General features: G+C 72.9%; 14 protein-coding genes and 1 pseudogene. 6 read left to right on the top strand and 9 right to left on the bottom strand.

Features of this window, described 5'->3' with window-relative positions:
• Positions 1 to 27: 27 nt before the first annotated feature.
• Together ABT034_RS11655 and ABT034_RS11650 are read right to left on the bottom strand one after the other, a co-directional pair.
• Positions 28 to 465: a DUF6153 family protein gene (locus ABT034_RS11655; protein ID WP_502972882.1), complete on the bottom strand. Its 438-nt coding sequence runs from the start codon at positions 463 to 465 to the stop codon at positions 28 to 30.
• A gap of 109 nt (positions 466 to 574) precedes the next feature.
• Positions 575 to 922: a tetratricopeptide repeat protein gene (locus ABT034_RS11650; protein WP_351213819.1), complete on the bottom strand. Its 348-nt coding sequence runs from the start codon at positions 920 to 922 to the stop codon at positions 575 to 577.
• Positions 923 to 1,076: 154 nt separating this feature from the next.
• On the opposite strand from ABT034_RS11650, the gene ABT034_RS11645 reads away from it, so the two are divergent.
• Entirely contained in the window at positions 1,077 to 2,042 is a 966-nt protein-coding gene (locus ABT034_RS11645; protein ID WP_351213817.1) for a pirin family protein, read from the top strand.
• Positions 2,043 to 2,473: 431 nt separating this feature from the next.
• Positions 2,474 to 2,836, top strand: a complete 363-nt coding sequence (locus tag ABT034_RS11640; RefSeq protein WP_351213815.1) for a PRC-barrel domain-containing protein — start codon at positions 2,474 to 2,476, stop codon at positions 2,834 to 2,836.
• A 158-nt stretch (positions 2,837 to 2,994) separates the two neighbouring features.
• On the opposite strand, the gene ABT034_RS11635 is transcribed toward ABT034_RS11640, so the two are convergent.
• Positions 2,995 to 4,689 carry an alkaline phosphatase D family protein gene (locus tag ABT034_RS11635; RefSeq protein ID WP_351213813.1) on the bottom strand — a complete coding sequence of 565 codons (1,695 nt, stop codon included), beginning with the start codon at positions 4,687 to 4,689 and terminating at the stop codon, positions 2,995 to 2,997.
• A gap of 293 nt (positions 4,690 to 4,982) precedes the next feature.
• Between ABT034_RS11635 and ABT034_RS11630 the strand changes: the two genes are divergently transcribed.
• Together ABT034_RS11630 and ABT034_RS11625 are read left to right on the top strand one after the other, a co-directional pair.
• Positions 4,983 to 5,900, top strand: coding sequence for an NADP-dependent oxidoreductase (locus tag ABT034_RS11630; protein ID WP_351214240.1), 918 nt, complete (start codon positions 4,983 to 4,985; stop codon positions 5,898 to 5,900).
• Positions 5,901 to 6,371: 471 nt separating this feature from the next.
• Positions 6,372 to 6,983, top strand: a complete 612-nt coding sequence (locus ABT034_RS11625; protein WP_351213811.1) for a helix-turn-helix transcriptional regulator — start codon at positions 6,372 to 6,374, stop codon at positions 6,981 to 6,983.
• Positions 6,984 to 7,019: 36 nt separating this feature from the next.
• Here the strand turns inward: ABT034_RS11625 and ABT034_RS11620 are convergent, their stop codons facing one another.
• The 4 genes from ABT034_RS11620 to lanKC form a co-directional block, all read right to left on the bottom strand.
• Positions 7,020 to 8,855 carry an ATP-binding cassette domain-containing protein gene (locus tag ABT034_RS11620; RefSeq protein WP_351213809.1) on the bottom strand — a complete coding sequence of 612 codons (1,836 nt, stop codon included), beginning with the start codon at positions 8,853 to 8,855 and terminating at the stop codon, positions 7,020 to 7,022.
• On the bottom strand, positions 8,852 to 10,672 hold the full coding sequence (locus ABT034_RS11615; protein WP_351213807.1) for an ABC transporter ATP-binding protein: 1,821 nt from the start codon (positions 10,670 to 10,672) through the stop codon (positions 8,852 to 8,854). Before ABT034_RS11615 ends, ABT034_RS11620 begins: the two co-directional genes overlap by 4 nt.
• Before the next feature lie 150 nt (positions 10,673 to 10,822).
• Positions 10,823 to 10,951 carry a mycelium formation morphogenetic lantipeptide SapB gene (ramS, locus tag ABT034_RS11610; protein ID WP_015037662.1) on the bottom strand — a complete coding sequence of 43 codons (129 nt, stop codon included), beginning with the start codon at positions 10,949 to 10,951 and terminating at the stop codon, positions 10,823 to 10,825.
• A gap of 43 nt (positions 10,952 to 10,994) precedes the next feature.
• Positions 10,995 to 13,628, bottom strand: a complete 2,634-nt coding sequence (lanKC, locus tag ABT034_RS11605; protein WP_351213806.1) for a class III lanthionine synthetase LanKC — start codon at positions 13,626 to 13,628, stop codon at positions 10,995 to 10,997.
• Positions 13,629 to 14,451: 823 nt separating this feature from the next.
• On the opposite strand from lanKC, the pseudogene ABT034_RS11600 reads away from it, so the two are divergent.
• Positions 14,452 to 14,616: pseudogene (locus ABT034_RS11600) on the top strand (pirin family protein); the annotation flags it as partial.
• 183 nt (positions 14,617 to 14,799) lie between these two features.
• Here ABT034_RS11600 and ABT034_RS11595 read toward each other — a convergent pair.
• Together ABT034_RS11595 and ABT034_RS11590 are read right to left on the bottom strand one after the other, a co-directional pair.
• On the bottom strand, positions 14,800 to 15,267 hold the full coding sequence (locus ABT034_RS11595; RefSeq protein ID WP_351213804.1) for a hypothetical protein: 468 nt from the start codon (positions 15,265 to 15,267) through the stop codon (positions 14,800 to 14,802).
• A gap of 210 nt (positions 15,268 to 15,477) precedes the next feature.
• Entirely contained in the window at positions 15,478 to 16,977 is a 1,500-nt protein-coding gene (locus ABT034_RS11590; protein WP_351213802.1) for a cryptochrome/photolyase family protein, read from the bottom strand.
• A 250-nt stretch (positions 16,978 to 17,227) separates the two neighbouring features.
• On the opposite strand from ABT034_RS11590, the gene ABT034_RS11585 reads away from it, so the two are divergent.
• The gene (locus ABT034_RS11585; protein ID WP_351213800.1) at positions 17,228 to 17,806 is read left to right on the top strand and encodes a fasciclin domain-containing protein; all 579 of its coding nucleotides are present in this window, start codon (positions 17,228 to 17,230) and stop codon (positions 17,804 to 17,806) included.
• Positions 17,807 to 17,819 lie beyond the last annotated feature (13 nt).

Here is a 17,819-nt window from a genome sequence, read left to right as displayed (position 1 = left end):
ACGAAGCGCCCGCGGCGGCGGTACGGCCTAGATCCGCAGGACGGACAGTTGGGCGAGGTCGGGAGGCCGGGGCGGCGGCGCGTGCGGCCCCAGCGCGGGCGCCAGCCGGGCGAGGAGGAGGGCGAGCCAGTGGGGACGGCGCCCGAGTGCGGCCCGTACGAGCCCCGCGAGCAACAAGCCGGCGAGGACGGCGACGCACAGGGTGGTCATGTCGGTCCCGGTGCCGGGTTCGTGCGGGGAGCCGGAACTCGCGTCACTGGGAGCGTTATGGGCGTCGTGCGCGGAGGTGGTGAAGGCGGCGGCGCTCGTCTCCCCACCGAGGCCCCCGCTCCCGCTCCCGCCGGAACCCTCGGGATGGCCGACGGAGTGCATCAGGAACACACCGAGCGCGAGCACGACGACGAGCAGAAGGTGCGCGAGGGCGCCTTCCGCTCGTCTGCCGTGTTCTGCTCGATGGGTACGCAAAGCCATGACCTCCTGGCGGACCAATATACCGCCCAGGGGTATCAGCTCCGCGTCAGGACGGCAGCGTCAGGGGAGGCCGCGTCAGGACGGCGGTTCCGGGACGGCGGTCTCAGGGCGCAGGCGTCTCGCCGGCCATGGCGGCGGCCATCCGCAGATGCGGCGCGGCCTCGTCCGCGCGTCCGAGGCGTTCCAGCGTGCGGCCGAGCATCAGCCGGGCGTAGTGCTCGACGGGGTCGCGCTCCAGGACGGCCCGCAGTTCGGTCTCGGCCCGGGAGAGCTGGGCGGAGTGGTAGTAGGACCGGGCGAGGAGGAGCCGCTGGGCCGTCTGCTCCGGGTGCTCGGCGACCAGGCCGCGCAGGATGCGGACGGCGGTTCCGTACTCCTTCGCGTCGAAGAAGAACCGCGCGCGGTCCCAGCGCTCCCCGGCCGTTCCGAACTCGTAGTACGTGTCGCTCACTTGCTCTCCCCTTCCGGAGCCCTGGATCTGCCACCCTGTGGGGTGGCCGACCAGGTCAACAAGACAAGATGGTTGAACATTCCACTACAATCGGCCTCGTCTCCCCGGGAGGCGCCACGCACCCCGGAACCCGGACAGGAATAGGTTGAGCGACATGAGCAATCTTGATCGTCAGGCCACGCTGACCGTGTGCGGCGGCCGCGGCTTCGTCGTCGCCGAGCCGGTACGGGAACTCCTCAGTCCCCGGCGCGTCCGGCTCGGAGAGTCGACCGAGGTTCGTCGCCTGCTCCCCAACCTGGGCCGGCGGATGGTCGGAGCCTGGGCCTTCGTCGACCACTACGGCCCCGACGACATCGCCGGCGAACCGGGGATGCAGGTCCCGCCGCATCCGCACATGGGGCTCCAGACCGTCAGCTGGCTCCATGAGGGCGAGGTCCTGCACCGGGACTCCACCGGCAGTCTCCAGACCATCCGGCCGCGCGAACTGGGCCTGATGACCTCGGGACGGGCCATCTCCCACTCGGAGGAGAGCCCCAGGGAGCACGCCCGCCTTCTGCACGGGGCCCAGCTCTGGGTCGCCCTCCCCGACGCCCACCGTCACGTGGAGCCGCACTTCCAACACCACGCCGACCTGCCCCGGGTCACGGCCCCGGGCCTCACGGCCACGGTGATCCTCGGCGCACTCGACGGGGCCGCCTCGCCGGGCACCACGTACACCCCGCTCGTCGGTGCCGACCTCGCCCTCACGGCCGGCACGGAGACGAGCCTTCCCCTGAACCCCGACTTCGAGTACGCGGTCCTGGCGATGTCCGGCGAGGCCCACGTCGACGGCGTCCCGGTCCTCCCCGGCTCGATGCTCTACCTCGGCTGCGGCCGCACCGAACTCCCCCTCCGCGCGGCCTCGGACGCCGGCCTGATGCTCCTCGGCGGCGAACCGTTCGAGGAGGAGATCGTCATGTGGTGGAACTTCGTGGGCCGCACGGACGAGGAGATCCGCGAGGCGAGAGAGGCCTGGATGACGACCGGCCGCTTCGGCGACGTCAAGGGCTACGACGGCGACCGCCTGGACGCCCCGGAGGTCCCGGCGACCCAGCTGAAGGCGCGGGGGAGGGTGCGCTGACCTGGGGTTTTCTCCTCATGGTCGATCCCGAAGGAGGCTTGCTCGGCCACGCCTCCGGCTTTCGGCGTGCCACCGGGAGGGATGGTTCCGCACCCCACCAGCAGCCAGGAAGAGGGCGCTCGCCGGCTCGAAGGCGTACCCGGCGTCGGTTTCGAGGTCCTTGACCAGTACCGACCGCGAGGTCGGTGTGGCTCCGTCAGCTACCAGGCGCATGCCGAGAGGGTCCCACGCGGCCTGAGATCACCTCCGTTCAGCGGCTGACCAACGCCCCAGACGTTGAAGACCGAGCTAGCCCCCACACCCCCTACCAGGGCCGCGCCCGCGACACCCCCCGCCGCGCACGGCCCCCTACCCATGCCGGCCCCCGGGCATGGGAACGGCGCGACGGGGCACGCGTTTGCCAGAGGGTGACACGAAGGAGTTGTTCGTACGTGACTGAGAACGCATGGAATTACCGGCCGTCCTTCAACTACGCCGTCGGCACGGACCTCACCGGCTACAAGGTGGAGGCGGTCGACGGGAGCATCGGCAAGGTCGATAAGCACTCCGAAGAGGTCGACGACGCCTACATCGTGGTCGACACCGGTGTATGGATCTTCGGCAAGGAGGTCCTCCTGCCCGCGAACACGGTCTCCCGCATCGACGCGGAGGACAAGAGGATCCACCTGGACCTCAGCCGGGCACAGATCGAGAACGCCCCCGAGTTCCACCGCGAGAAGCACCTCGACGAGATCGCGTACCGCGACCAGGTGGCTGCGTACTACGGACACACCGGCGGGGCCGGCCCGCTGTAGGACAAGCCCCACCCCTCCCCACCGGCAAGCCCGCCCCCGCCGCCCACAGGCAGGCACCGCGCGCACCCGCCCGGACCCCCGCTCCCCCGGTACGGCACCGGGGGAGCGGCCCACGCCAGGACACGCAACCCGCCCTCCGGGACCCGCCCGGGCCGCCGTCAGCTTCCGTCCGTCAGACTCCGGTCGATGACACCGATGAGCCGTGCCCCCGCCCGGTCGGTCCCGCGCGACCCCCGCCTCGCCCCCGCCGAGGCCCTCTCCAGCCGCAGCCGCGCCGTACGCCCGCGCAGCGTCAGCGTCATCAACTGGTTGCCGAACCACGGCCCCCCGGTGCGCTCCCACCTGACCGCCGGCCTCGCGACCCGCCCGTGGCGGGCGAGGAGATGCCCGATCCCCTTCGCGAACCGGCTCCAGCCGAACCGGAACCCGACCCGCATGACCGCGGGCACCGAGTTGTGCAGCGGTGAACAGGTGAACTGGAAGACACGGGAACGCGGCTGCCCCCCGGCAGACCAGACGGGCTCCGCCACATACCCGTGGTGCACGTCCCCCGACAGCACGCACACCGTCGCCGGCGCCGTCCCGGCCCTCCCCACCTCCGCGACCGTCTCCGTCAGCCTCTCGAACGACGACGTGAACGCCGCCCAGTGCTCCAGATCCGCCCGCCGGCGCAGCCACTCACCGAAGCGCGCCCACCGCGGGCCGCGCTCGCCCCGGCACAGCGCCGCGTGCCACCCCTCCGCGAAATGGACCATCGGGGGCAGCAGCCACGGCAGCGAGGTCCCCACCAGCAGGTGGTCGACACGACCGGGGTCGTCGAACGCCTGCGTCCGCAGCCACGCCGCCTCCTCGGCGTCCAGCATCGCCCGGTCGTGCTCCTCCAGCACCCGCGCGGCCCGGGTGTCGACCATCAGCAGCCGGGTGCGGCCGAAGTCCCTGCGATAGCTCCAGCGCACCGTCGCCGGGTCGGCGTCGGCGCGTTCGGCGTACGCGCGCAGCACCTCCGTGCCGTCGTCGGCCGCCCGCACCGCCGCGTACAGCTCGTCCTCGGCGAGCTCGGCGGGGGAGAGGTTGCCCAGGTGCTGGTAGACCCAGTACGACATCAGCCCACCGGTGATCCGCTCGTGCCACCAGGGCGTCGCCCGCATGTCGGCCACCCAGGCGGCGCTGGTGTTCCAGTCGTCGATGACGTCGTGGTCGTCGAAGATCATGCAGCTGGGCACGGTCGACAGCAGCCAGCGCAGTTCGGGATCGCCCCAGGACTCGTCATAGAGGTGGGTGTACTCCTCGTAGTCGGCGACCTGGTCCGGCGGGGCGGCGGAACCGGTACCGGCGGCCCGCCGGTGCCGGGCGATCCACGCACGGGTGCCGGCCGACGTCTCGTCCGCGTACACCTGGTCACCGAGGAGGAGGAGAACGTCCGGACGCCCGTCCTCCGGGTCGGCGGCGAGCCGCGCGGAGAGGGTGTCCAGGACGTCGGGACCCACCGGATCGGGCTCGCCCACGGCAGGCGCCGCCCACCGGCACGAACCGAAGGCGACCACCGCGCCCGTCGCCGGGACGGGCGGGGTGCGGATGGTGCTGGGTGGCTGGGGCGAGCCGGCGAGGGGCCACACCCGCTCGCCGTCCAGGAGCACCTCGTACTCCGTGACCGACCCGGGGACGAGCCCGGTCACCACCACCAGCGCGTAGTGGTGACCGGCGACGAGGAACGTCGGAGTCGAACCCCCCGCGCCCCCGGGGCACCGGACCTCCGCCGTGCACGCCCGGTCGGCCTCGACCCACACCGTCGCGCTCGTGCCCGACTCCCAGTCCACGTGTCGCAGGAGCGGGCCCAGCCTCAGACCGGCCATCACGAGTCCCCTTCCAGCACTCCGCACGGTACGGAACGGCCGCTGTGCACAGTATTGAACGACGACGGAAACGGCGACCCAGCGCCCACCCGCCCTCTCCCGGACCGGGCCCCCAGCGCACAGGGACCGCCACGACCCGAGCGGCCCGCGCTCCGGCGTCACCCGGCCGGCCCCGCCGGCACGGTCGCCCGCCGAGGACGAGCGAGTCGTCCGCGGCGCCGGGGACACGCCGTGCTCAGATGGGCGGCGCAGCGAACGGCACAGGAAAGGTTGCGGAGATGTCCGAGGACACCATGAGGGCGATGGCGTACGAGACCTACGGCGGGATCGAGGTGCTCCGCGAGACCCGGCTGCCGCTGCCGAAGGTCGCTCCCGGGGAGGTCCTCGTCAAGGTCCGGTGCGCCGCGGTCAACCCGGTCGACTGGAAGATCATGGCGGGCGGGCTCGACAGCCTGATGGACGTCGTCCACCCGGCGGTCCCCGGCTGGGACGTCAGCGGCACCGTCGAGAAGCTCGGCATCGACGTGCCCGAGTTCGCGGTCGGCGACGCGGTGATGGCCTACGCCCGCAAGGACTACGTGCACGGCGGCACCTTCGCGGAGTTCGTCAGCGTGCCCGTACGCGCCCTCGCCGCCAAACCCGCCTCGTTGAACTGGGCGCAGGCCGCCGGACTGCCGCTGGCCGGCCTGACCGCCCATCAGCTCCTCACGCGCCTGGGCACGACCGCCGACGACACCGTCCTCGTGCACGGCGCGGCCGGCGGCGTCGGCTCCTTCGGCGTCCAGCTCGCCCGCGCGCTGGGCGCGCGGGTCATCGGCACCGCCTCCCCGCGCAACCACGACCGGCTGCGCGGCTTCGGCTGCGAGCCCGTGACGTACGGGGAGGCGCTGGCCGAACGCGTCCGCGAACTGGCTCCGGACGGGGTCACCGTCGTCGCCGACTTCGTGGGCGGTGTCTTGGAAACCACCCTGGCCGTCCTGGCCGACGGCGGGCGGCACGCCTCGGTCGCCGACCACAGGGTGCTCGGCGCGGGCGGCCAGTGGATGTGGGTCAGGCCGTCCGGCGAGGATCTCGCGGCTCTGGGCCGACTCTCCGACGAGGGCCGACTCACGGTCGATGTCGCTGCGACCTTCCCGCTCGGCGAACTCGGAGCGGCCTTCGCCCTCAGCCAGGAGGGCCACACCGCGGGGAAGATCGTCATCGAGATCTGAAGCCGACCCCGCCTGAAGCCGGCCCCCCCACGCCCGACCTCAGCCTCCCGGGCTGTGGGCACGCTGCCCACCGGCATGGGACGTGCTCGCAGTCCACCGACCGCTTCGGCGAGGTCAAGGGCTACGACGGGGGCCGCCTGGCCGCTCCCGAAGTCCCCGCGGTCCATCTGAAGGCCCGGGGCCGCCCGCGCTGACCTCCGCTGTGCTCTGCGGAGGATGTCGTTCCGCGACTGTTCAGGGGCGAGCCGCGCCGGGGTGGGATCCGGACAACCCCCGCGCGCGCCGGTCGGCACCGCACGTCGTCGGCCTGCGTTCCCGTGACGGGCACGGACCGGATCCGGCCGAGACGCTGCGCCGTGCGCCCTCCGTGCGCCCGGTGACCCGTTCTTCCCGGGGCGTCAAGGGCAGAGGGGTGGGGGTGACTGCTCGCGTCGTGCACCCCTGGCACGACGCAGGACCGAAGGGCTGGGAATGATACGAGTGACGGTGGTCTACGAGGCACAGCTCTTGCGCACCGCGCTCGAGGAACTGCTGCGGTCGAGCGAAATCCATGTGGCCTCCTCGCTGCCTCGGTGGTCCGACGGCCCGGCCGCCGGGCGGGCGGAGACGGATGTGTACGTCGTCGACGCCGAGTGTCTGCCACCCTCCGTCCTACCCGCGACCGCCTGCTTACCCTCGTCCGGAGCCGACACGGCGGGCCGCTCGGCGCTCTTGGCCCTCGTCCCGGGGCACCGGCCGGGGGTGCTGAGGCGGGCGCACGCGGCAGGAGCGGCCGGCTTCGTCGACAAGGACAGCCCCAAGTGTCGACTGGTGGAGGCGGTACACCGTCTGGCCAGAGGGGAGCGCTTCATCGACGAAACGCTGGCGCTCGGGTTCCTGCAGGCCGCGGAAATGCCCTTGACCCGGCGCGAGCTGAGTGTCCTGTCGCTGGCCGCCAACGGAGCGCCGATCTCCGAGATCGCCGCGACACTGTTCCTGTCCAAGGGCACCGTCCGCAACTACATGGCGAGCGTCATACGCAAGGTCGGCGCCCGCAACCGTGTGGACGCCATCCGGATCGCCCAGGGCGCCGGGTGGGCCTGAACCGCGGCCGCGTGAGGTCGCCGCGGCCGGGATGACTCACCGCTCGGTCTCGCCCCAGTGCCCCATGAGGTCGCGGTAGAGAGCGGAACGCTCCAGCAGCTCCGCGTGTGTGCCGCACTGGGCACGGGTGCCGTCGAGGACGAGGACGCGGTCGGCCCGGAGCGCGGACGACAGCCGGTGGGCGACGACGACCAGGGTTCCGGGCCGGGCCCGCAGGGCGTGTTCGGCCGTGGCCTCCGCGACGGGATCCATGTGGCAGGTCGCCTCGTCGAGCAGCAACAGCGGGGCGGAGGCCAGATGGGCCCGTCCCAGGGCGATGAGCTGGCGTTCGCCGAGGGACAGGGTGTCGGGCGTCAGCGTACGGTCGAGACCGCCCACCCGGTCGACGAGCGGCCGCAGGGCCAGCGCGTCCACAGCCCCGTCGACATCGGACCGACCGGCGCCGGACCGCAGGTAGCACAGGTTCTCCCGCAGGGTGCCCGTGAAGACGTACGCCTCCTGAGGAAGGAGCACGCGCAGGGCCGCGAGTTCCGGCGGCCGGCAGGTGCCGATCGCGCGGCCGAAGAGCCGTAGCTCCCCCCGATCGGGCGTCAGCAGGCCCGCCATCGCGTGCAGAAGGGTGGATTTGCCGATGCCGCTCGGACCGACGACCGCGAGGTGTTCACCCCGTTCGACGGTCAGTTCCAGATCGTCCAGTACGGGACGGGCCCCGGCTCCGTACGTGGCGCGCACGCGGTGCAGTTCCAGGGCCGCGGTCGCCCGGCCCTTGCGACGGGGACAGGTCGTGGGGGCGGCGGGGGAGGGGTCGGCGGGCAACGGCCGGGTGAGCCGGTCCAGGATGACGAACAGCCGCGCGCCCGCCGCGCCCAGCACGGTCATCAGGGTGTGCAGGGCGGGAAGCAGCGACTGGAGGACGTAGGTGAGCGCCCCCACCATGGCGCCCGCCGTGACACCCTGGCGGAGGAGCCACGGGGTCGCGGCGAGCAGCAGGAACACCGGCAGCTGCCCGGCCGTCGCCACGGACAGCGTGCGGACGGCCGCCCAGCGGGCCAGGACACGCTGGGCGGCCGCGGCCTCCTCGACGGCACGGCGGTTCTCCGCGGCGGTCGCCTCCTGGGCACCGCAGGCCACGATGTCGCGCAGGGCGGTACGGGTGATCTCGGCGCGCCGGCCGACCGCCTCGTCGGCGTCGAGGTAGCGGTGCTGGGCCCGTGCCATGGGCCGTAGCGACGCCGTGAACAGGGCGAGGCCCAGCGCCAGGGGAGGGATCACGACGAGGAGGAACTGCGGCGCGAGTGACACCAGGCCGGCGAGGGCTCCCACGGCGACGAACACGAAGGAGCGGGCCGCGAGCACCAGTCCGGCGAAACTGTCCCGGGCGATCTCGGTCTGGCTCGTCAGCCGGGACACCGCGGTGGTGTCCGCGCCGCGGCCCGCGGCGGTGGCCGAGCGCAGGGCCCGTACGACCGACCCTCGTACGAGGTCGTCCCTCAACGATTCCGCGAGGTGGGGGAGTTGCGCGAAGACCCCCCGGACGACAGGAGCTCCGAGAAGGATGGCCACGGCGGCTCCAGCCAGCCAGAGCAGTCCTGTAGCGGGGGAGCCCTTCAAGAAGCCGTCGTCGAGGGAGCGGGCCACGCAGTAGCCGCCGAAGAACGTCTGGGCGGACTCGGCGGCCGACCATGCCGCCAGTCTCGCCAGGGCGCCCTTGCGACGGCGCAGGAGGGACCGGACGGGCGCCATGGCGCGCCGGGCCGTGGCCGCCTCCCCGGAGGCCGGAGCCGGAGTCGGAGTCGGCTTTGACGCCGGAGTGTCCGCCTCCGTCGGCTCCGTCGGATCCTTCGCCTGCGTCGTGCGCGGCGCCGGTGTCACGTGCGCGCCTCCGCTCCGGTCGGCGGCGTCGACGTCTTCGTTCCGGGTGTCACCGCTTCCACCCCGGCTGTCGCGGCGTCCGCCTCGGCCACCGGCGTCGAAGCCTCCGCCGTGAACACCGCGCGGTACTCCGGGTCCTCCCACAGCAGACGGTGAGGTCCGGTCCTTCGCACGCGGCCCGCCTCCATCCAGACCACCCGGTCCGCTCGGGCGGCGGTGGACACCCGGTGGGCGACGATCAGCTTGGTGCACGGTCGCGGTGACGCGGCGAGGGCGCGCTCCACCTGCCGTTCGGTGGCCGTGTCGAGGCTGGACGTCGCGTCGTCGAGGATCATCAGGCGCCCATGGTTGACGAAGGCCCGTGCCAGGCCCAGGCGCTGGGCCTCTCCGCCGGACAGCGGCGCCTCGTCCACCGGGGTCTCGTAGCCGCGGGGCAGCAGCCGGAGGAAGGCGTCGGCGCGGACGGCCGTCGCGGCCTCCTTGACCCTCTCCGCTGTGGCGGGGCCCCGCGCGGGGCCGGTTCCGGCGGCCAGCGCCGCGCCGATCGTGACGGTGGCGCCGCCGTCGAAGACCGGACGTGCGAAGGCGTACGCGGTGGCCCCCCGCAGCTCCACGGCGGCCAGGTCGGCCAGGTCGACACCGTCCAGAAGAACGTGTCCGGCATCGGGGTCGGTCAGCCTGCCCGCGACGGCCGCCAGAGTGGACTTGCCCGCACCCGAGCGGCCCACGACGGCCACCGTCGAGCCGCCCGCGACGGCGAGCGTCACGTCCGTGATCAGGGGAACGCCCCCGCGCACCACCCGCACCTGGCGCAGTTCCAGATCGCCGGGCCCGTCGGGCGGCAGGACGGCGGCACCGTGGGCCATCGGTTCCAGACGGGCGAGCTCGGCGGTGCGGCGGCCCGCGCTGCGGGCCCGGACCAGGGTGCCGAGGGGCGCCGCGACGCCTCCGATCCCGGCGGCGAGCGCCGCGTACCGGGACGCGGCCATCAGCTCGCCCACGCTGACGTCACCCGCGGCGAGACCCATCCCCGCCACCGCGACGACGGCCGTGGTGAGCAGCGGGAGCAGGACTCCGCTGCGGGCCACGGCACGGCCGTGGACGAGCCACATGCGCGTACCGTGCAGGGTCAGTTCCGGCAGCGGGGCGAGGATGCGGTCCTCCTCGCGGCGTGCCGTGTCGGCGGCGGCGATGGTACGGGCGCCGCCCAGCGCTTCGGCTAGCCGGGCGGCCATGGCGCCCTGCGCCTGCTGGTACCGGCCGACCGAGTCGGAGGACTGGGTGGCGAACGCGCGCAGGAGCAACAGGAGCAGCGGGAGACCGGCGGCGAAGACCATCGCGGTCCAGGGATGGATGAGCGCCAGGGCCGCGAGCGCTCCGATCGGTACGAGCACGGAGGACACCGAGGTCGCGAGGGCCGCCGGGGCGGTGCCGCTGTCGTTGGCGTTGACGCACAGCCGTGCGGCGACGTCACCGCCCGAGTGGGGCGCCGCCCGGTGGGGGGCGGTGCCGAGGAGGCCGGCCAGGGCGCGCAGCCGGATCCACGCGGTGGCGCGGGCGTTGGCGAGCTGGGTCAGGAGCACGGTGCCGGTCTCCGCGAGGATCTCCACGGCGAGCAGCGCGGCGGTCCACGCCAGCCACGTCTCCGCCCCGGCCCCGTGGCGCAGCAGCAGGTCCAGGGTCCCGCCGGCGAGCGCGGGGACGGCGAGCGAGCAGGCGGCGCCAACGACGGAGCAGAGCAGCAGCGCCGCGGTGATGCCCGCGGTGTGCCGTGCGGCGCCGGTGAGCAGCCGGTCGGAACCGGTCGGCGAGGCCATCCGATCCCCTCTCTCCCTATGCGTACCGGAACGCGCCCCCGGGACCGCGGACGGTGTCCGGCCCCGACGGCCGGTGCCCCGGGAGCAGCGCTCCAGGGGCACCGTGACTCCACACCGGCGTTCAGGCGCCGCGCGGGAAGCCGGATCGGGTCAGTTACAGGTCGTCACGCTGAGGCTGCTGTCGCCGCAGAGCAGGAGGCTCGCGCGGCTCCCGGTCTCGACGTCACCGATGGCCTCGTCCTTGGGGGTCTCCAGCGACTGAAGGTCGAACAGGTTCATGATCGTTTCCTTTCGTAGGGGACGGATGGTGCGGACGACCCCGTCATGGGGCCGGTTCGTGGGGCCGCGGAAGCGGCGGGAGGAACGGCAGCTGCGCCGGGCGGTCGTCCAGCGCCGCCGCGAGGGCCAGCAGGACGCCGGCGGTGCCGGTGGAGAGGTCCATGGAGAGGCGCATCATCTGCTCGCCGGGGAAGGCGAGGTGACCCCGGTAGGACATGGCGTGCCAGGTGAGGCATCCGACCTGGCGGCGTACGTCCTCCGGCGCCGTACCGGGTCCTCCGACGTTCGTACGGGAGAGGTGGAGCACCATCCCGGCGACGCCTCGGAAGAGGCCCGGCTGGGCGTAGAAGGTGGCCTGCGCCGCCCGTACGATGTCGCGGCGGGCCCGGTCCAGGGCGTCGTCGTATCGGTGGAGGAGATAGTCGTCGAGCACCATGCCGATGCCGACACTGCCCGCGCCGAGGTAGGGCATCGTGCGCCAGCCCTCGTCGACCTGCAGGGTCCCGGAGGCCCCGCGGACGCAGCGGGAGAGGTCGTCGTGGAGCGCCTCGGCGGCGAGGTCGAGCAGCGCGGAGTCCCGCGCGCGTTCGTAGAGCCGTACGAACAGCAGGGCCCGGCCGGCGCCGCCGTGCAGCAGCCCCGTGCGCACCTTGCCCGGTGCCGCCGCCCCCGTCGTCCGGGCGGACGTCCGGAGCGGGCGGGCCGTCAGCTCGGCGCAGCGCAGGGCCGCCGCGTGCAGGGCGGTCTCGCCGGTGGCGGTGGCCAGGGCGTCCAGGGCGAGGCCGATGCCGGCGGTCCCTCCGTGCAGGTCGGGGGCGAGGGCGTCGTGGTCCTGTTCGAGGACGAGCGCGGCCAGTTCGAGCGCGGCGGCCGTGTGCCCGAGCCGGTCGAGGGTCCACGCGACGCCGGTGAGTCCGTCGTAGAAGCCGAGCGGCGTGCCGGAGTCGGGTGCCTTGGCGTACCGCAGCAGTCTGTCCTCGGCCTCCGGACACCGGGGAGCCCCGCTCTCCCGCAGGGCGTGGAGCACTCCCGCGGTGCCGTACGCGACGGACATGCCCCCGCCGGCGGTGGCGAACTGAGCGATGTCGCCGGGGAAGAAGCGGTCCTCCCTGTCCGGCGTCGCCGACGCGTGGACGGCGCGCACCAGGGAGTCACGGGCGGCAGGCCAGTCTCCCGGCTCCACGGGCAGGAACCGGGCGCCGTCCGGGTGTCGAGCGGGCACCCGGACGGCCTCCCGGGGCTGGTTCCCGGCCGGCTCGCGCGTGATCTCCCGCACCGCCTCGTCCAGGAAACCAGGGGGCACCGGGAACCGCGCCGCGGCGGCCTCCGCCAGGTGCGCGGCCTTGGCCCGGTCCACGGCCAGCAGACTCGTGAGGGGGATGAACAGGGCGATCCGGAGGCACGCGAGGGCGTACCGGTCCACGTCGAAGCCCCGTCGGTCGGCCGGTGCCACGAACGCCGGGTTGGCGACGGTCTGGCGCCCGCCCTCCGCGGCGGGCTTGGCGGCTTCGAAGTCCAGCAGCACCACCGAGGACTCGTCCTCGGACACCATGATGTTGAACAGGTGCAGGTCGTTGAAGACGATCCCGCGTGCGTGGACTTCGGCCACGGCCCGCTCGACGAGCCCGTGGATCCGCAGGGCCCACTCCGTGTACTCCGCGAGCTTCTCCGCCGGCGGGTCGGCCTCCATGAGGGGATGCCGCCGGGCGAAGAAGGTGTTGAGCGGCTTGCCCTCCACGAACTCCAGCGCCAGGAAGTGGTGGTCGCCCACCGTGAAGCCGTCGAGGACCTCCGGCGTGCAGGCGAGACCCGACAGTCTCTCCAGCGCCTCGCGCTCACGGCGCAGCCGCGTCACGGCGTCCGCCCCGTCCGCGGCCAGCCCGGCGTATGGGCGCGCCTCCTTCAGGACGACCCGCCGACCGGTCGGCCGGTGCAGGGCCTCGTACACTCCGCCGCCGTTGGAGAAGTGCAGCGCCTTCTCGATGTCGTACGGCAGATCCCCCACGGTCACCGCGGCCCGATCCGCGAGGTGCGGGAGCAGGAAGGCGGGCGGCGTCACCCAGTCGGGTACGTGGAAGACGGGACCACGGCGATCGGGCACGAGCGCCCCGGACGCGTCCTCCAGGGCCGGGCGCAGCTCCCCGTGCTCGTCGTAACAGTGGCGGCGGGTGAAGCTTCCGTACCGCAGGTGGACGGGGCCCCGGCCCCACCGCAGGTCGCTCAGGATGTACGGACCGGCCTCGCCGTCCAGTAGCCCGGCCAGGTCGGTGGCCACGCGCTCGCACTCCCGGTCGTCGGCCGGGTAGACGGTGATGAACTTGCCGCTCGCCGAGCGGTCCGCGTACTTGGCGTTGCGCTGGTGCAGCAGGTAGCGGCTGGGGACGAACTTGAAGGCGACGTCCTTCCCCAGGCAGTACTCCCGGACCTTGGCGAGGACCGCCTCCGCGTTGTCGAGACCGGCCGAGACGTGGATCTTCCAGCCCTGCGAAGGGAGCGGGCGGTCCAGCGGACGCAGGGCGAGCCAGTCGCCCGTCCGGTGAGAGGTCCAGCCCTCGGGTACGGGGAGGGTGGCGGCCCGGTAGAGCGAGCCGCTCTCGGCCTCGCCGAAGACGAGGCGGTGGGGCGCGTCGTAGAAGTGACGGTCGGCGTCGCAGAAGACCGCGTACCCCTTGTTCACTGCGCACTCCCTCGGTCGGTGACGGACACGACGTTGTCACGCACCCCACGAGCTCCGACAGTCGCCGCTGTCACCTTCCGTATGTGCGGAACGCACAGGTAACCAGGGCCCCGTGCATGCCCTTCGATCCCGCCCGGCCGCCTCGATGGACTCACCGTGGTGATCCGGCATCCGGCGGTCAGCCCTCCTTCGTCGCACGACGCACTGAGGTGCTGCGGGCCGGGCCGCGTGGCAGCTCTCGCCCCTCTCGACCGGGGCTGGTCCTTCGCTCTCGCCGGGCGGCGCACCAAGGCGTGGGAGGAGACCGCCGCCCTGTCGGGCGCCGGCCCCGACCAGGCGATCGCGGTGCCCACCGGCATCGGCCTGCGACCGCACCCTGTTCTGGTGCGAGGACGAGCCCGTCGACGACCGCCCCGGTCCACAGCCGTGCGAGGACCGCGGGGCGTCCCGGACGGCACCGTGCCGGTGAGTGACCTCCTCGGCCCCCTGGCAGACCGGCCAATGGCCGGTGTGAGGGTCCTCGTCAGCGGCGATCCCCAGGCACGGATCACGGTGACGCGGGCTTCGGTGCCGGCGGCCAGAACGGCGCGGATGGTGCGGACTTTCTTTGTCCGGCCGCTCGAGCGGCCGCAGAAGACCGGTCGGCGGCACCGGACCAGGAGCCTGCGTCGAGGAGGCGCGCGGCTTCCCCGGGGTCGCTCCAGGCGGTCAGCAGCCCCTGACACACAGGGCGCCACGGGCTCTCAGGCGCTCATGCCGACCTTTTGCTGACCGCGGACCTGGCGCGGGGTGATGACCCGCGGAAATCTCCGGGCTCTGCGGACTGTGGTGGAACGTCGTGGGCCGCACGGATGAGGAGATCCGCGAGGCGCGCGAGCAGTGGATGACCACCGCCCGCTTCGGCGAGGTCAAGGGCTACGACGGGGACCGCCTGGCCGCTCCCGAGACCCCGGCAGCACACCTCAAGGCCCGCAGCCGGGTGCGCTGACCTCGGAGGCGGTGCAGGTCATGCCATGGAGGAGCAGCGGCCCCGCGCCCCCCCCGACGGCGGCGTCGGCGCCCCCGCCACACCGACGACCTGGTCATGCGCGTACGCCGACTGCGCCGAGCCGGCGCCGCGCGCCCTCGGCGGCGAGTCCCGTTTCCCGCGCCGACTCGCCGCCCGCCGGGGCTACTTCGCCCGCGTCGTCAGTACGTCGCGCGTGAGGCCCTCGCGGAGCAGGTAGACGGACTTGCCGTACGAGTCGTCCAGCCAGATCCTGCTGCGCTCGCCCTCGCCGCGCAGGCTGGGGTGGACGAAGCTCTGGGCGCTGTTGGTGTCGGGGTTGACGGTCACCTCGACCCAGTCGAGGCACCAGGGCGCTTCGCTCCCGGAGGGCTCGAAGCGCAGGTAGACGGGGAAGTCGTCGACGTGGAGCGTGTCCAACTGCGGGGAATGCGGATCGTTGTACTCGGGATTGTTGACGTTGTTTCCCTCACCGAAGGTGAAGGTCTGGTCCGCTCCCACGGTGAAGTCGGCGCCGGTGCTGTCCAGGAGGAACTCCCGGCCGCCGATGCCGAGGTAGACCCAGGCGCCGGTGTCGGCTCCCGAGACGTTCGCCGTCTTCACGCGTGCGGTGATCTTGGTGATGGCCGTCATGGCAACTCCCTTGTCCGTTTGGGCTTCTCGCCCTTGGGTGGTGTCCCGGAGGGCTCCGGTGCCGCGGAGAACCCGCGCTTCGAGCCCCGTCCGGCGTCTCGGAGGGAGACATGCCCGCCACCCGACGCAGGAGTCGCGCTTGACGTGCACCGGCCAGATATGCGCACTGGAGAGTGAATGCGCCGAAATCGGTGTGTAAGGCCTGGGTATTCAGGGCGGGCCCTCGCCCCGGTCCCGCTCCTGCTCAAGGAGGGCCGGCAGGTCCTTCAGCCGGTCGAGGCCCTGCACCGCGCGGGAGATCCGGACGTTGTGCCGGAGCGTGCCGCGGTGGCGGTGCAGGAAGTTCCAGTAGCCGGCCGTGAACGGGCAGGCGTCCGTACCGACCCGCCGGTCCGGGCGGTATGCGCACGGCCCGCACAGATCGCTCATACGGTTGATGTAGGCACCGCCCGAGGTGTACGGCTTGGTGGTCATCCTGCCGCCGTCCGCGTACTGCGACATGCCCACCACGTTCGGCAGCATCACCCAGTCGTAGCCGTCGACGAAGCTGCGGTGGAACCAGTCGGTCACGGCCGCGGGATCCCAGCCGTGCTGGAGGGCGTAGCTGCCGAGGACCATCAGGCGCGGGATGTGATGGGTCCATCCCGTGTCCCTGACCTGGCGGAGCACCGTCGCCAGACAGCGGGCCGACACGGCGTCCGCGTCGAGCTCGTCCCACCAGTCGGGCAGGGGAGCGGTGTGGCCGAGCGTGTTCGACGTCCGGTAGTCCTCACCGAAGTACCAGTAGAGCTGCCAGACGTACTCGCGCCATCCGGCGATCTGCCGCACGAAGCCCTCGACCGAGTTCAGCGGCGCCTCGCCCGCCCGCCAGGCGGCCTCCGCGAGCTCCACGCACTCGGCCGGGTCGAGGAGCCCCAGATTGAGCGAGGAGGACAGCAGACTGTGGCTCATGGTGTCGTCGCCGGCCAGCATGGCGTCCTCGTGCGCGCCGAACCCGGCGAGCCGGTGGCCGAGGAAGCGGCGGAGCGCGGCGAGGGCCTCCCGGCGGCGGGCGGGGAACAACCGGGGGCCGGCACGGCCGACGAAGGAGACGTCCCCGTCGCGTTCCCAGCGGTCCAGGTCGCGGCGGACCTCCTCGTCGACGGCGTCCTCCCGGGGCCGGTAGGGGGCCGGAGCGCCCAGCGTCCGGGCCCCGCGGGGAGGCCGCTCCCGGTTCTCGTGATCGAGGTTCCAGGTGCCGCCGGCCGGCCCCCCGCCCTCCATGAGGAGGTCGTGGTCGCGCCGCACGTGCCGGTAGAAGCCCTCCATCCGGAGCCCCCGCTGCCCGTGCGCCCACCGCGCGAAGTCCTCGTGACGGACCAGGAACCCGCGCGGCGGGAGGACGGTGACGTTGTCCAGTGACCGTACGAGGGCCAGCGCCGCCCGCGACGTGGGGTGATGCACCGTCACCGGTCCGCCGCGCACCACCTGTTCCAGCCCTTCGCGGTACGTGTCGGCCTTCACGTACGTCACCCGGTCGCCGAGTTCCTCGGCACGGTGCCGCATCGCGGAGAGGACGAGATGGGCCTTCGCCCGGTGGAAGCGCCGACGGCGGAAGACGGCCCGGGATTCGATCATCACCACGGGGGCGTCACGGGAGACGTCGCCGTCGCCCGCCCCGAGGAAGGCCGGACCCAGCTGGTCGCCGAAGAGCCAGTGCGTAGGTGTCATACCGGTCCCGATCCGTCTCGTGCCCTGTTCCGTGCCCGTTTCGTGCCCGTGGGGCGTCGGGCGGCGCGCCCCCCATCCACTTCCGTGCGCGGGCGCCCTCCGGATGCGGCTGGCCGTGCGCTTCCGGGGAAATGCAGAAAGATGCCGCCGACCCCATCCGCGGACCCGTCCGGCGCCGAATGTCCCCATGAGAGGACAACCGATCCACGGCCGGGGCCGTTCGGCTCCCGGCCGGTGGAAGGAGCACGTCATGAACACCACGCTGACCCGACGTCGCGTCGCAGCCGCCCTGGCCGCCGCGGCCCTCTCGGTCTCGCTCGGAGCCCTCGCTCCGCCCGCGTCGGCCGAAGAGGGCGGCAGCCCCTTCGGCCCCGGGTGCGCCTCGGTACCGAAGGAGGGCGCCGGCTCGTTCGACGGCATGGCAGCCGACCCGGTCGCCACGGCCGCGTCGAACAACCCGGCCCTTTCCACCCTCGTCGCCGCCGTCGAGAAGGCCGGTCTGGTCGACACCCTGAACAACGCGAAGGACGTCACCGTCTTCGCGCCCACCAACGACGCCTTCGCCAAGATCCCGAAGGCCGACCTGGACAAGGTCCTCGCCGACAAGGAGATGCTGACCAAGATCCTCACCTACCACGTGGTCGACGAACCGGTCGAGAAGGCGGACCTCGCGGACGGGTCCTTCAAGACCCTGCAAGGCGGCATGCTGACGACGGCCGGCTCCGGGGACGCGTACAAGGTGAACGACTCCGCCGCCATCGTCTGCGGTGACGTGCGCACCTCCAACGCGACCGTGCACATCATCGACACGGTGCTCATGCCGAAGTAGGCCCCCGGCTGGC

It is taken from the genome of Streptomyces sp. NPDC002773, from assembly GCF_040295605.1.
Lineage (GTDB): Bacteria > Actinomycetota > Actinomycetes > Streptomycetales > Streptomycetaceae > Streptomyces.
The sequence above is the reverse complement of the archived record's forward strand: the minus strand, read 5'-3'. Positions and strand labels throughout refer to the sequence as shown.

What these genes read in the sequence shown, in the direction of transcription:
- ABT034_RS11645 (WP_351213817.1), top strand. Translation starts at nt 1,077, where the DNA reads ATGAGCAATCTTGATCGTCAGGCCACGCTGACCGTGTGCGGCGGCCGC.
- ABT034_RS11635 (WP_351213813.1), bottom strand. Translation starts at nt 4,689, where the DNA reads ATGGCCGGTCTGAGGCTGGGCCCGCTCCTGCGACACGTGGACTGGGAG.
- ABT034_RS11630 (WP_351214240.1), top strand. Translation starts at nt 4,983, where the DNA reads ATGAGGGCGATGGCGTACGAGACCTACGGCGGGATCGAGGTGCTCCGC.
- ABT034_RS11625 (WP_351213811.1), top strand. Translation starts at nt 6,372, where the DNA reads ATGATACGAGTGACGGTGGTCTACGAGGCACAGCTCTTGCGCACCGCG.
- ABT034_RS11615 (WP_351213807.1), bottom strand. Translation starts at nt 10,672, where the DNA reads ATGGCCTCGCCGACCGGTTCCGACCGGCTGCTCACCGGCGCCGCACGG.
- ramS (WP_015037662.1), bottom strand. Translation starts at nt 10,951, where the DNA reads ATGAACCTGTTCGACCTTCAGTCGCTGGAGACCCCCAAGGACGAGGCC.
- ABT034_RS11595 (WP_351213804.1), bottom strand. Translation starts at nt 15,267, where the DNA reads ATGACGGCCATCACCAAGATCACCGCACGCGTGAAGACGGCGAACGTC.
- ABT034_RS11590 (WP_351213802.1), bottom strand. Translation starts at nt 16,977, where the DNA reads ATGACACCTACGCACTGGCTCTTCGGCGACCAGCTGGGTCCGGCCTTC.
- ABT034_RS11585 (WP_351213800.1), top strand. Translation starts at nt 17,228, where the DNA reads ATGAACACCACGCTGACCCGACGTCGCGTCGCAGCCGCCCTGGCCGCC.